Below are 12,382 nucleotides of genomic sequence, written 5' to 3' on the forward strand. Positions count from 1 at the left end.
CCCTCGTCCCATGGATCACCCCGTTTCTGCGAGTGGGCATGGCGCCCCCTTCTATCCTGAGGTAATTGTTACATGATCAGCGTTTTTGATATCTTCAAAATCGGTGTTGGCCCCTCCTCTTCCCACACTGTCGGCCCGATGAAAGCAGCCAAACAGTTCGTGGATGAACTGCGTGCAGGCGGCAAGATCCGTGACATCACCCGGATCCAGGTCGATGTCTACGGCTCACTCTCCTGGACCGGCAAAGGTCACCACACCGATACCGCTATCATCATGGGTCTGGCGGGCAACCTGCCGGAAAATGTCGACATCGACGGCATCCCCGAGTTCATCTCCCGCGTCGAGCAGACCGGTCGTCTGCCCATCGGCCTGCACTGCCACACCGTCAGCTTCCCGCGCGACGCCATGGTGTTCCATGACGAAGCCCTGCCGCTGCATGAAAACGGCATGAAGCTGACCGCCTTCATCGAAGACGCAGCCGTCTACAGCAAGACCTACTACTCCATCGGCGGTGGCTTCATCGTTGACGAAGAGAACTTCGGCAAGGCCGACAGCGGCGACATGTCCGTCAGCTACCCGTTCAAGAGCGCGGCCGAGCTTATCGCCCACTGCAGCCAGACCGGCCTCTCCATCTCCGCCCTGATGATGGAGAACGAGAAGTGCTTCAATACCCCGGAAGAGATCTACAAAAAGCTTGGCAAGATCTGGACCACCATGCGTGAAGGGATCGAGCGCGGCTGCCGCACCGAGGGCGTCCTCGCCGGCCCGCTGCGCGTACCGCGCCGCGCCGCGCCGCTCTATCGTCAGCTGACCACCAACGAGAACCTCTCCAACGATCCGATGAACATCGTGGACTGGGTCAACATGTTCGCCCTGGCGGTGAGTGAAGAGAACGCGGCCGGTGGCCGTGTGGTGACCGCGCCGACCAACGGTGCCGCCGGCATCATCCCGGCCGTGCTGGCCTACTACGACAAGTTCATCCAGCCGGTTGGCCGCGACGACTACACCCGCTTCTATCTGGCTGCGGCTGCCGTCGGCATGCTCTACAAGATGAACGCTTCCATCTCCGGCGCCGAAGTGGGCTGTCAGGGTGAAGTGGGCGTCTCCTGCTCCATGGCCGCCGCCGGTCTGACCGAGTTGATGGGCGGCAGCCCGGAGCACGTCTGTGAAGCCGCCGAGATCGGCATGGAACACAACCTGGGTCTGACCTGTGACCCGGTCGCCGGTCAGGTGCAGGTGCCCTGCATCGAGCGCAACGCCATCGCTGCCATGAAGGCGGTCAACGCCTCCCGCATGGCGCTGCGTCGCACCTCCAAGCCGCGTGTCTCGCTGGACAAGGTGATCGAGACCATGTACATCACCGGCAAGGACATGGACTCCAAGTACCGTGAAACCTCCCGCGGTGGCCTGGCCATCAAGGTGATGCAAGTCGCCTGCGAATAAGTCGGCGTGGCAACAATAAAAACGGCGGGAATTCCCGCCGTTTTTATTGCCTGTCGTTTGGATATTCCGCCCCACCTCACCCGGCAAGTCCGCCGCATCCGATCGTTATTCCCACGCTGACGGCTTGTCCCTGAGGACAAATCCGGCGCTACTGAGATCGATTATTCCACGATACGATCGGCCAGGGTGCCCACCGCCACCACGAAATAATGGGAGCGATTCCAGTCGCGCAGCACCCGATAATTGGGATAGGCGAGATAGGCAGCCCCACCCTCCCCATCGGGCTGCACCAGCGAGGCCTGCAGCGACGCCTGCGGCAAGTCTGCCCCATCCACTTTGCGCACTCCGAGGGCCTGCCATGCCGACAGCGCCCGGGTCTCCTCCAGCCCGACCAGCGCAGCATCCAGCCCCGTCGGTGCCCTCACCAGGCGACCCCAGGTTTCATCCCCGTGCCAGCCGTTCTGATGCAGATAATTGGCTGCCGAACCAAACACATCCGCCAGATTGCCCCACAGATCCTGCTTGCCGTCCCCGTCCTGATCGACCGCATATTTGAGATAGGACGAGGGCATGAACTGCACCTGCCCCATGGCGCCGGCCCAGGATCCCTTGAGATCGGCTGGCGCCATTTTCTGCTGCTCCAGAATGCGCAGGGCGTCGAGCAACTGCCCCTTGAAGAAGGCTTCGCGGCGCCCCTCCCAGGCCAGGGTCGCCAGCGACGACACCAGCGGATATTTGCCGGTCAATTTGCCGAAATTGGTTTCAATGCCCCACAGGGCGACAATAAAACGAGGTTGTACATCATATTCCGCCCCTATTTTTGTGAGCAGCGGCAAATACTGACGATATAGCCGTTTGGCTTGATTGACTTTCCATTGCGGCACGGCGCGAGGAATATAAGTGGCGAGGGTCTGTTTAAATTCCGGCTGATTTTTATCGTGCCGGATGGCGACCTCAATGAGGTGAATATCGGCGAAGGCGGCGGTGACCGTCGCCGGCGAGATCCCGGCGGCCAGGGCCTCTTGTTTGAGACCCGTTACATAACGTTCAAAATCGGGGCTGGCCTGCAGCGGGTAACTGATGATCCCGCTTATCAATAACAGAGCCAGCCGACCCTTCATTCCCGTTCGGCCTTTAATTGGGCCTTGTGTTGTTCCAGCAGGTTTTCCGGCGGCGGTGGCACCTGCAGATAGAAGCCCTGGCTCTGCAGCGCCTCCATCACCCGGCTGGTGGAGGCGATCCCCAAGGGCTTGGCTGGGTCCAGTTTGGTCATCAATACCAGTTCTGGACGGCCGAATGCACTCATCAGCACCTCGGGTACGCGGGAAAAATCCTCTCTTCTTTCAACAAAAAGATAGGTCTCGGCTTTTTTGCGACTTTTATAGACTGCACACAACATGGAAATTGATATAATCCAACCGGTTTATTGCCTCTGAGGATGGCAAACTATAACATCGGGAATTGAATAACAATAACGGATTACCGTCTCTGTCTCGGGGAAGATTCATGGTTGAGCGCGATAACGAATTGAAAGGGACCACCTTCACTATTTCTGTGTTGCATATCAGCGATGGCAAACCTGAGCGGATCCGCCAGTTGCTGGCGGCCAAAGTGGCTCAGGCGCCCCAGTTTTTTAATTGTGCCCCCCTCGTCATCAATGTGGAACGGCTCACCGATATCCCCGACTTCGAGCAGCTCAAGGAGCTGGTGGAATCGGAAGACTTCGTGCTGGTCGGGATCACGGGGGCCCAGAGCGAGGCGATGAAGACGGCGGCCAAGGCGGCCGGACTGGCGGTGATGGCTTCCGGCAAGAGCCGCAAAGCCGAGCCGCAACCCCAGCCAGAGCCGGCTCCGGCCCCAGCCCCCATCGTCGAGGTTAAAGCCGTGCCGGCTCCGCTGGTAGCGAGCAAGGTGCATGTGGGCCCGGTGCGCTCCGGCCAGCAGCTCTATGCCGCCGGCACCTCGCTGGTGGTACTGGGGTCGGTCAGTCCGGGCGCCGAAGTGATCGCCGACGACAGTATTCATATTTATGGCACTCTGCGCGGCAGGGCCATTGCCGGTGCCAAGGGCAACCCCCAGGCACGGATTTATTGCCAGCAATTGCAGGCCGAGCTGCTCTCCATCGCAGGCACATTCCAGCTGAGCGATGCATTGCCGGCCGGCCTCATCCAGCAGCCGGTTCATGTCCGGCTGGATAACGAACAACTCCGTATAGACCGTATCAAATAGAGTTACAAGGAAGCGAGAATGGCGCGAATCATAGTCGTTACATCGGGTAAAGGTGGCGTTGGCAAGACCACAACCAGCGCGGCCCTGAGTACCGGTTTAGCCCAGCGTGGCCACAAGACCGTGGTCATCGATTTTGACATTGGTCTGAGAAATCTGGACCTCATCATGGGCTGCGAACGGCGCGTGGTGTATGACTTCGTCAACGTCATCAATGGCGAGGCCAACCTCAACCAGGCCCTCATCAAGGACAAGCGCTGCGAAAACCTGTTCATCCTGCCCGCCTCCCAGACCCGGGACAAGGATGCCCTCACCCGCGAAGGGGTCGAGAAGATCCTGGATCAGCTGAGCGAGATGCAGTTCGACTACATCGTCTGCGACTCCCCGGCGGGGATCGAGGCCGGCGCCCTGATGGCGCTCTACTTCGCCGATGAAGCCATCGTCACCACCAACCCGGAGGTCTCCTCCGTGCGTGACTCGGATCGCATCCTCGGCATCCTGGCCTCCAAGTCCCGCCGTGCCGAGCGTGGCGAAGACCCCATCAAGGAGCACCTGCTGCTGACCCGCTACTGCCCGACCCGCGTCAACCGCGGCGACATGCTGAGCGTGCAGGACGTACAGGAGATCCTGGCCATCAAACTGCTTGGCGTTATCCCGGAGTCCCAGGCGGTGCTGCGCGCCTCCAACTCCGGCGAGCCCGTCATCCTGGACAAGGAGTCCGATGCCGGTCAGGCCTATGAGGATGCCGTTGCCCGCCTGTTGGGTGACACCAAGGATTTTCGTTTTCTGGAAGAAGAGAAGAAGGGCTTCTTTAGCCGACTGTTCGGGAGTTAAGCATGTCATTATTGGATTATTTTCGTTCCAACAAGAAACAGAGCACCGCACAACTGGCCAAAGAGCGGTTGCAGATCATCGTGGCTCACGAGCGTTCATCCAGAGGGGGGCCGGATTACCTGCCCCAGCTCAAGCAGGATATCCTCGATGTCATCCGTAAATATGTGCAGATAGACCCTGACAAGATCTCGGTCCAACTGGACAAGAAGAGTGATGAGCTCTCCGTGTTGGAGCTCAACATCACCTTCGCCGACGACAAGAAGGGATGAGCCTGACGCCCTATGCGTGACCCTTTCCCCCAATGAAGACCGGATCCTGCTGCCAGGATCCGGTTTTTTATTGCCGCAACCGGGTCAAGGGCGCTGCTGCACTCGCCAAGCCGGTGGGGGACGGCTAGAATACGGCGCGCCACCGTGCGGCCGGGCCGTCGGTGTTTTTCTTTATTTATCAGCTGGAACAGACCGCTTATGTCTTTGAATGACGAAATGCACAGCATCGAGGAACTGCTCGACACCGCCCTCGAACTCTTCATGGAGCTGGCCTCCGACAACCTGCCGGAGCAGGAGATCGCCCGCTTCAATCAGGAGTTCAACGACCGCGGCCTGCTGGCGGAAACCGATCCGGCCGATGACTGGGAAGCGGACGTTGGCTTCGAGGTCAGCGATGCCGAGTACGCCGAGATCTGGATTGGCCTTGGCAACGAGCAGGAAGAGTACGAACACCTGTTCGCCCGCATGCTGCTCTCCCGCCGTGTTGACGAGAAGTTCTGCCACATCGAATGGCTGCCCCAATAATTCCGGATCCCGATGATCCGAGTCACTACGTCTGGGAGTCGGAGCCAGAGCCCGTGCGGCCCAATCCGGCACGGCGCCTGCTGAACTGGCTCGGCAAGCTGCTGCTGGCGGCGCTGCTCAGCACCATAGTCTCGGTGGCGCTGCTGCGTTTCATCGATCCGCCCATGTGGACCTGGCGCATCGAGCGGGCGCTGTTTCCCCCTGCCAAGGTGGCCGAGGTGAAGCACGACTGGGTGCCGCTCGAGCAGATCTCCCGCGAGCTGCAGCTGGCGGTGATCGCCGCCGAAGATCAGCGCTTTGCCGAGCACAACGGCTTCGACATGGACGCCATCAGCTCGGCACTCAAGCACAATCAGCACAGTGAGCGGGTGCGTGGCGCCAGTACCCTCAGCCAGCAGACCGCCAAGAACCTCTTCATGTGGAGCGATCGCAGCTTCCTGCGCAAGGGGATCGAAGCCTGGTTCACCCTGCTGATGGAGCTGGGCTGGGACAAGTCCCGCATCCTCGAGGTGTACCTGAATATCGTGGAGTTCGGGCCCGGCATCTACGGCGCCGAGGCCGCGGCCAGACACTACTTTGGCAAGCCGGCGATACGTCTCACCCGCTACGAGGCGTCACTGCTGGCGGCAGCCCTGCCCAACCCCTGGCGCTACCGGGTCAAGCCCCCCTCGCCCTACGTCCAGCAGCGCTCGGCCTGGATCCGCCGCCAGATGGGTCAGCTGGGGCAGGTAACCCTCAACAAGGTGCATCAGGCAGACTGATGCACGATGGGTGTCGGGTTTGTTCACGGTGCGAGCCCGGCCTCGTCGGTGGAGGGCCCCAGGTGTCCGCCCACCGTGCCCCGATGCAGCGGCAGGTAGTGCCACCACCAGGTCTCCCGCCGCCGCTTGATCTGCTGCCGTCTCGTCCGCCGTTTCATGCCCGTTCTCCCTTGCCCTGCCCCTCTTCAACCATACCCAACTCCGGCCTGCCTTGCCCGGCGCTGGCGCACCCTTCCCACTGGTCTGGCCGCCACCGCCAATAATTGTTACAGTAGCGAACCTCGATGTATCTGGAGTGATTTCATGGAACAGCGTACCCCGGATCAACTGGTCGAATGGGCCTATGATCAGTTTCTTGAGCAGGCCGCAGACATGCTGGCCCCCGAACAAATCGTCGACATCACCCTGGAGTTCGAACAGCGTGGCGCCGTCGAGGCGACCCTGCCCAACGCCGACTGGTCAGCCGAACTCGGTGTGCCGGTCGACATGGAGCGCTGGGTCGAGGTGTGGGTCGGCTTGCTGGATCATCAGGAGGAGTTTGAGGTGATTTTCGCCACCTTCCTGCTGCCCCGTCATCTCAATGAGCACGATGTCCATGTGCGCTGGCACCGCCAGCAACAGGCATGAAAAAGGCGCCCTCGGCGCCTTTCTCTTTTCTGCAAAGCCCCTCAGGAGCGGGCCGCAATGGCCTTGACCAGACAGCGGCGGCACCAGCAGGCGCTGGCCTCCCCCATGGGCAGGGCCGGCAGCTGGCTGCACCAGCACTCGGCGATGGTCGCGCCGGCTGACACGGCGCAAAATGCCGGCTCACCACAGCCAGGGCAGCGGTGGGTGCTGGTTGAGCCGTCCAGCTGCGCCATCACCGCCAGCTGGGCATCACTGTCCATGGCGGACCAGCGACCTATCTCGGTCAGGGTACGGCCACAGCCGAGGCAGAGGCCATCTTTCGCCTGGCAATGGCCAATGCAGGGGCTTGGCACTTATTTGCCATCCGGCGCGCTATCGGCAGCCACGAGCGTGATGCAGTTGTCCTCGAGCACAATCTTGCCCTGCTTGTAGAGGCCGCCGATGGCCTTCTTGAAGGTGCCCTTGCTCATGCCAAGCAGCTTGTAGATGAGCTCGGGTTCGCTCTTGTCACCCACCGCCAGGCTGCCACCCTGCTTCTTGAGGCGGGCCAGGATCAGCTCGCCGGCATCGTCCATCCGCGCCATGCCCGGCTTTTGCAGGGTCAGATCCAGCTTGCCGTCATCACGCACCTGCTTGACCCAGGCGGTCAGCGGCCGGCCCGTGGTCACCCGGCCAAACACCTCGTTCTTGAACAGCATGCCGGCGTATTCGCCGTTGACGATCGCCTTGATGCCGAGCGGCGTGCGCTCGCCGGGCAGGGCTGTCACTTCGTCACCCGCCTTGAAGGGGGGCTTGTCGGTGCGCAGGAAGCGCTCGAGGCGGCTGGTGCCCACCATGCGCCCCTCGTGATCGAGCATCAGCCGCACCAGATAGACGTGGCCCACCTGCATCGGCTTGTTCTGCTCACGGGTCGGCACGAACAGATCCTTCTTCATGCCCCAGTCGAGGAAGGCGCCGATCTTGTTGGCATTGACCACCTTGAGGCCGACGATGTCGTCCACCATGGCAAACGGCTTGTCGGTGGTGATCACCGGCTCGCAGTCGGCATCCAGATAGAGGAAGACCTTGACCTCACTGCCTTCGGCCACCCCTTCCGGCAGTTGGCGTTTGGGCAGCAGTAGCTCGCCATATTCGTCGGCCGCAAGCCAGGCGCCGCGCTCTTCGAGCTCGACTACGGTAAGGGTGTTCATCTTGCCAATCTGTAGCATGGTGTTCTCTTCTTTCATTGTCCGGATGGCCAATTTTTCATTGTCCGTATGGGCGCGCATGTTACCCCAAGAGCGGTAACAGGGCCTAGTCCCTTGCCCTGTTCGCGGATGATTTTCAGGGCCTTTTGGCCACATTACGGCGATATAATCGCCAGTCAGCCGCCCTTTAGCTGCAAATAACCCCACTTTTGGGTAGACTTCGCCGCTGTCAAAATCCAGAGGAACTGTCGATGAATCCATCCACTCGTACCCGTCATCTCAATCAATGGATCCAGACCCACAGTGGGCAGGACATGACCTACCCGGCGCTGCACGGCTTTTTGTGCGCTCGCCTGGTCGGGCCGGATGCCCCTGACTGGCAGGCCCCGCTGGCCGGTCTGTTGCCCCATGACGCCGAGCTGGATGAGAAGAGCAGCGCCGCGCTGCACCATCTGATCGCCGAGCTGGAAGCCCAGGCCGATGAGGCCCAGCTCGCCCTGCCGAGCCAGTGCCGCCTCTCCACCGAGAGCCCGGAACAGGTCTTCGAGCAGAGTCACCCGCTCGGTCAGTGGTGCTACGGCTTCAGCCAGGGCTTTGCCACCTGGCCCAAGCCCAAGGATCTGAACGACCCGACCACCCAGTACCGTTTCAGCCTGGCCGCCGAGCTGAGCCTGTTTCGCGACAAGCCCATGGCGCAGATGCTGCACTCGGCCGCCGGCAGCGACCTCCCCTTCATGGAGTTCTGCAAGCGCCAGCGCCAGAACATGAAGACCGCCCTCAACCAGCTGCTGCAACTGGACGAGTATCAGGCCGTGCCAAGCACGGAGCTGGCGCTGGACAGCCAGCAGGCCGAGCAGTGGCAGCAGTGGTTCGAACTGGCCGATGCCAGTCGCGATCCGCACAGCCGCCTCGGCTGGTTCGACAAGGTGATCGCCGACGCAGAGCCGCTGTTCGACGCCGCCTTCTGGCAGCAGATTGCCGGCCATGGCTGGAGTGCCCACGAAGCGCGCCCGCTGCTGGCTGCCCGGGCCGGACGGGCCGACTGTCTGCTGCGCCTCGGCCAGCTGGCACAGGCGCGCAGCGAATATCTGGCGCTGCTCGAGCTGTGTGTGGCCGACGAGCTGGGTTGCCGCTATCCCCTCTCCAGCCTCTATGCCCTGCAAGGGGAGTGGCAGGCGCTGCAGGACCTGCTGGTGCGCTTTGATGAGGCCTCCAGCTGGCTGCTCTACAACAAGGCGCTGATGACATTTGTCTGCGCGGGGGCCGAGGCCGCGCAGCCGCTGCTGAGCGCCGCCATCAAGGCCAACGCCCATGTGCCGGCCTGTCTGCTGGGCCAGCGCAAGCTGCCCAAACAGGAGCCCCACAGCTGGCAGGCGGGCAGTCGCGACGAAGCGGCGCTCTACACCCTGCAAAGCCGCGAGGCCTGGCTCAAGCACAATGCCTTGATCTGGCTGCGCAAAGGCTGAGCCCGCAGCCACAAAACCAGCCTCGAACAGACCCGGTTGCGGCGGATGACGTGCGCAACCGCACATTTCTCTGGTGCATGTTCAGACAAACGGCCTTGTGTTACGTATCATCAAGGCCAAAGTATCAAGAGAAACTGCACCCGATGCAGCCGTCACAGCAGGATGTCATATGTCAAAGATCATAGAGCTGCTTGCCCACTATCCCCCCTATCAGCTGGTTCACGCCGCCGAGATGGTGCGCGACACCTTTGAGCAGTTTTACCAGCAGCGTTATCAGCTGACGGTGCCCCAATGGCGCCTGATGATGGTGCTCGGCCCCAACTACCCTATCAGCCAGAAAGAGCTGGTCGAGGCGAGCGGGATGGACAAGGTGCGGATCTCCCGTGAAATTCACCGCCTGGTGGAGAAAGGGATCCTCTTCACCGAGAGTAGCGAACACGACAAGCGGGTCAGCCTGGTCTCCTTCACCCAGGCGGGGCTCACCCTGTTCCAGCAGCTCAAGACCGAAGCGGGCAGCTGGCAGCACACCCTCACCGACTACCTGCCGGCCGAGGCGCGCCAATCCATTCGTCTGCACCTGCAAAGCGTCAGCGACGCCATCGAACAACTTCACCTGCTGGATAGCGAGCGACCCTCATGAACCTGAACAACTTTGCCACCATGGACGTCAACATGCTGCTGAGCCTGGTCAACATGCAGCTGCGTGATCGCTTCGATGATCTCGATGATCTCTGCAAGGCGCAGGATCTCGACAAGGCGGCGCTGGTCGCCAGGCTGGCCAGCGGTGATTTCCACTATCAGGAAGATCAGAAGCAGTTCAGATAGGGATCCGGATCACAACCCGGCCCATGCCGCTGGCTCCGGCGGCAAAAGCTGCTATGGTGATGGCTACCCCGGTCAACTGACCTGCGGCAAGAGGTACGGATACATCTTGCTGTCACAGACCGCGGTTAGCCTTCTACTCACCAGCCGCAGCCAAGGATGACCCATGATGTTCCTGACCCGCCCGACCAGCCTGATCACCCTCTGTGCCCTGCTGATGATCGGCCTCTTGTCACCGCGCCTGCCCGACAGCGCCGAGCAGTGGCTCACCACCCTGCTGCTGGGCTCCCTGGTAGCGGTCTGCCTGATGGTTGGCAGCGGCTGTCGCCGCTTTCTGCGGGATTAACCTGCCCGGCCCCATTCGCCACAAGTCCCCAAAACAGACAACGCAGCCCGAGGGCTGCGTTGTCGCTTTCTGACGCCTGGCAAAGTACCGTCTTGATCAGAGTGCCAGGGTCTCCAGCTGGCCTTTGGCCTGCTCGATGCCCTTGGCCTGGGCATCCGGGCCCATGCCCATGCCTTCGGCGTAGATGAAGTCCACGTCCTTGATGCCGATGAAACCCAGCACGGTGCGCATGTAGGGGGTCACCAGATCGGTGGCGCTGCCGACGTGCATGCCGCCGCGGGGGCTGATCACCAGGGCGCGGGTGTTTTCCACCAGGCCGACCGGACCGGTTTCGGTGTAACGGAAGGTAACGCCGGCACGGGCCACCAGATCGATCCAGTTCTTCAGCTGGGTCGGGATGTTGAAGTTGTACATGGGGGCGGCAATCACCACCAGATCGCTTGCCTTCAATTCGGCGACCAGCTCGTCGGACTGGGCCAGCACAGCCAGTTGACGCTCATTGAGGTTCTCACCACCGCGCAGGCCCATGGCCAGCTCGCCATCCAGCACCGGCAGGTTCAGAGACGCCAGATCACGCACGGTGACGGTGTCGGACGGATGGTCGGCCAGGAAGCCGTCGATCAGGGCGTTGGATTGGGAATATTGGCCCAGGATGCTGGACTTGAGTACGAGGATATTGGCCATGGTGAAACTCCATTTGGTTGTCGGTTGAACAGCGGTGCTGTCGATGGAGGTCACTCTAAACATTGGGCTTCTATACAGATAGCGAAAATAGATGCTCAACTTATTCAAAATATTTGATGTTAGCTCACTCTCTCGCCAGCCACCGCTCCCCCGCCCCGCCAAGGCTTGGCAGAACAAACGATTGCCGTTATGATCCGCCGCACTTTTTTCAGCGTTCCGGATCCCATGACACCCTCGCGCAGGCACTCTCCTTTTGCCGGTGCAGTCTGGATGATGGTAGCGGGCCTCTGCTTCGCCGCCGTCAACAGCCTGAGCCAGTATGTCAGCTTCAAGCTCGGCCTTCCCTCGACCCAGGTCGCCTTCCATCAATATCTGATTGCCCTGGTCTGCCTGCTGCCCTGGCTCATTCGTCACGGTCTGCGCCAGTCGCTGATGACCAACCAGCTGCGGCTGCACCTGCTGCGGGTCGCCCTGGCGGTGGTCGGCATCCAGTTCTGGCTGTGGGCGCTGGCGGTGCCCGTGCCCATCTGGCAGGGCATCGCGCTGCTGATGACGTCGCCGCTGTTTGCCACCCTGGGGTCTGCCCTCTTTCTCAAAGAGCAGGTGAGCCGGGTCCGCATTCTGGCGACCCTGGCCGGCTTTGTCGGCGCCATGCTGATCCTGGCCCCCTGGACCGACGATTTCAGCTGGGCCTCCCTGCTGCCGGTGGCGGCGGCCCTGTTCTGGGCCGGCTACTCCTTGCTGGTGCGCTATCAGGCGGCGAGCGAGTCGTCCCACACCATCGTCGTCTACCTGCTCATCTTCAGCACCCCGTTCAACGCCATGCTGGCCCTGCCGGAGTGGCAGTGGCCGAGCGAAACCCAGTGGCTGCTGGTAGCAGCCTCCGGCGTGCTGTCGGCACTGGCCCAGATGTCCATCGCCCGCGCCTACAGCGTGGCCGAGGCCTCGTTCGTGCAACCCTTTGATTTTGCCAAGCTGCCCATGAACGTGCTGGCCGGCTGGCTGGTGTTTGGCTGGGCGCCGCCCGGCCGATTGTGGCTCGGGGCCGCCATCATCATCGGCGCCATCACCCTGCTCACTCATCTGGAGCAGCGCGCCCACAAATCCGTTTCCTGAGGTACGCCATGCGTGCCTCTTTTTTTGCCCGCTATTCGTGCGATAGCGGCCATCAACCGTCACCCACGACATCAGG

The 12,382-nt window shown here is 61.5% G+C and carries 18 protein-coding genes; 12 read left to right on the top strand and 6 right to left on the bottom strand.

Annotation, left to right across the window (positions count from 1 at the left end; all coding sequences use genetic code 11):
• Positions 1-72 precede the first annotated feature (72 nt).
• Positions 73-1,443, top strand: coding sequence for an L-serine ammonia-lyase (locus tag OKB87_RS01530; protein ID WP_011705996.1), 1,371 nt, complete (start codon positions 73-75; stop codon positions 1,441-1,443).
• Between the two features lie 161 nt (positions 1,444-1,604).
• Here the strand turns inward: OKB87_RS01530 and OKB87_RS01535 are convergent, their stop codons facing one another.
• Positions 1,605-2,564: a lytic murein transglycosylase gene (locus OKB87_RS01535; RefSeq protein ID WP_270826218.1), complete on the bottom strand. Its 960-nt coding sequence runs from the start codon at positions 2,562-2,564 to the stop codon at positions 1,605-1,607.
• Positions 2,561-2,842 carry a YcgL domain-containing protein gene (locus OKB87_RS01540; protein WP_011705994.1) on the bottom strand — a complete coding sequence of 94 codons (282 nt, stop codon included), beginning with the start codon at positions 2,840-2,842 and terminating at the stop codon, positions 2,561-2,563. The genes OKB87_RS01535 and OKB87_RS01540 overlap by 4 nt, the downstream gene beginning before the upstream one ends.
• 107 nt (positions 2,843-2,949) lie before the next feature.
• Here OKB87_RS01540 and minC point away from each other — a divergent pair, with 107 nt between their 5' ends.
• The 5 genes from minC (at position 2,950) to mtgA (ending at position 6,058) form a co-directional block, all read left to right on the top strand.
• Positions 2,950-3,672, top strand: a complete 723-nt coding sequence (gene minC, locus OKB87_RS01545; RefSeq protein WP_024945321.1) for a septum site-determining protein MinC — start codon at positions 2,950-2,952, stop codon at positions 3,670-3,672.
• An 18-nt stretch (positions 3,673-3,690) separates the two neighbouring features.
• The gene (gene minD, locus OKB87_RS01550) at positions 3,691-4,503 is read left to right on the top strand and encodes a septum site-determining protein MinD (RefSeq protein ID WP_005301248.1); all 813 of its coding nucleotides are present in this window, start codon (positions 3,691-3,693) and stop codon (positions 4,501-4,503) included.
• Positions 4,504-4,505: 2 nt separating this feature from the next.
• Positions 4,506-4,772 (top strand): cell division topological specificity factor MinE, encoded by a 267-nt coding sequence (minE, locus tag OKB87_RS01555; RefSeq protein WP_270826220.1) that lies wholly within the window; start codon positions 4,506-4,508, stop codon positions 4,770-4,772.
• A 198-nt stretch (positions 4,773-4,970) separates the two neighbouring features.
• On the top strand, positions 4,971-5,297 hold the full coding sequence (locus tag OKB87_RS01560; protein WP_176452756.1) for an HI1450 family dsDNA-mimic protein: 327 nt from the start codon (positions 4,971-4,973) through the stop codon (positions 5,295-5,297).
• A 53-nt stretch (positions 5,298-5,350) separates the two neighbouring features.
• Positions 5,351-6,058 carry a monofunctional biosynthetic peptidoglycan transglycosylase gene (mtgA, locus tag OKB87_RS01565; RefSeq protein ID WP_017784788.1) on the top strand — a complete coding sequence of 236 codons (708 nt, stop codon included), beginning with the start codon at positions 5,351-5,353 and terminating at the stop codon, positions 6,056-6,058.
• 23 nt (positions 6,059-6,081) lie between these two features.
• On the opposite strand, the gene OKB87_RS01570 is transcribed toward mtgA, so the two are convergent.
• A complete protein-coding gene (locus tag OKB87_RS01570) occupies positions 6,082-6,216 on the bottom strand; it encodes a hypothetical protein (RefSeq protein ID WP_017764392.1) in 135 nt (44 codons plus the stop codon).
• A 145-nt stretch (positions 6,217-6,361) separates the two neighbouring features.
• On the opposite strand from OKB87_RS01570, the gene OKB87_RS01575 reads away from it, so the two are divergent.
• Positions 6,362-6,685, top strand: coding sequence for an HI1450 family dsDNA-mimic protein (locus tag OKB87_RS01575; protein ID WP_016350838.1), 324 nt, complete (start codon positions 6,362-6,364; stop codon positions 6,683-6,685).
• A gap of 41 nt (positions 6,686-6,726) precedes the next feature.
• Here OKB87_RS01575 and OKB87_RS01580 read toward each other — a convergent pair whose 3' ends face one another.
• Both OKB87_RS01580 and OKB87_RS01585 read right to left on the bottom strand, forming a co-directional pair.
• Positions 6,727-7,038, bottom strand: a complete 312-nt coding sequence (locus OKB87_RS01580; protein WP_270826222.1) for a DUF1289 domain-containing protein — start codon at positions 7,036-7,038, stop codon at positions 6,727-6,729.
• On the bottom strand, positions 7,039-7,911 hold the full coding sequence (locus tag OKB87_RS01585; RefSeq protein WP_270826224.1) for a CvfB family protein: 873 nt from the start codon (positions 7,909-7,911) through the stop codon (positions 7,039-7,041).
• A gap of 212 nt (positions 7,912-8,123) precedes the next feature.
• Between OKB87_RS01585 and OKB87_RS01590 the strand changes: the two genes are divergently transcribed.
• The 4 genes from OKB87_RS01590 (at position 8,124) to OKB87_RS01605 (ending at position 10,506) form a co-directional block, all read left to right on the top strand.
• On the top strand, positions 8,124-9,338 hold the full coding sequence (locus tag OKB87_RS01590; protein ID WP_270826226.1) for a UPF0149 family protein: 1,215 nt from the start codon (positions 8,124-8,126) through the stop codon (positions 9,336-9,338).
• Positions 9,339-9,507: 169 nt separating this feature from the next.
• Positions 9,508-9,978 carry a MarR family winged helix-turn-helix transcriptional regulator gene (locus OKB87_RS01595; protein ID WP_016350842.1) on the top strand — a complete coding sequence of 157 codons (471 nt, stop codon included), beginning with the start codon at positions 9,508-9,510 and terminating at the stop codon, positions 9,976-9,978.
• Complete coding sequence (locus OKB87_RS01600) at positions 9,975-10,163, top strand: DUF4250 domain-containing protein (RefSeq protein ID WP_016350843.1); 189 nt, start codon at positions 9,975-9,977, stop codon at positions 10,161-10,163. Before OKB87_RS01595 ends, OKB87_RS01600 begins: the two co-directional genes overlap by 4 nt.
• Positions 10,164-10,326: 163 nt before the next feature.
• On the top strand, positions 10,327-10,506 hold the full coding sequence (locus OKB87_RS01605; RefSeq protein WP_016350844.1) for a hypothetical protein: 180 nt from the start codon (positions 10,327-10,329) through the stop codon (positions 10,504-10,506).
• 96 nt (positions 10,507-10,602) lie between these two features.
• Here the strand turns inward: OKB87_RS01605 and OKB87_RS01610 are convergent, their stop codons facing one another.
• Positions 10,603-11,190, bottom strand: coding sequence for an FMN-dependent NADH-azoreductase (locus OKB87_RS01610; RefSeq protein ID WP_026080124.1), 588 nt, complete (start codon positions 11,188-11,190; stop codon positions 10,603-10,605).
• 225 nt (positions 11,191-11,415) lie between these two features.
• Here OKB87_RS01610 and OKB87_RS01615 point away from each other — a divergent pair, with 225 nt between their 5' ends.
• A complete protein-coding gene (locus OKB87_RS01615) occupies positions 11,416-12,306 on the top strand; it encodes a DMT family transporter (protein ID WP_211067480.1) in 891 nt (296 codons plus the stop codon).
• Positions 12,307-12,382 lie beyond the last annotated feature (76 nt).

The organism is Aeromonas sp. Y318-1 (genome assembly GCF_027706125.1).
GTDB lineage: Bacteria > Pseudomonadota > Gammaproteobacteria > Enterobacterales > Aeromonadaceae > Aeromonas > Aeromonas hydrophila.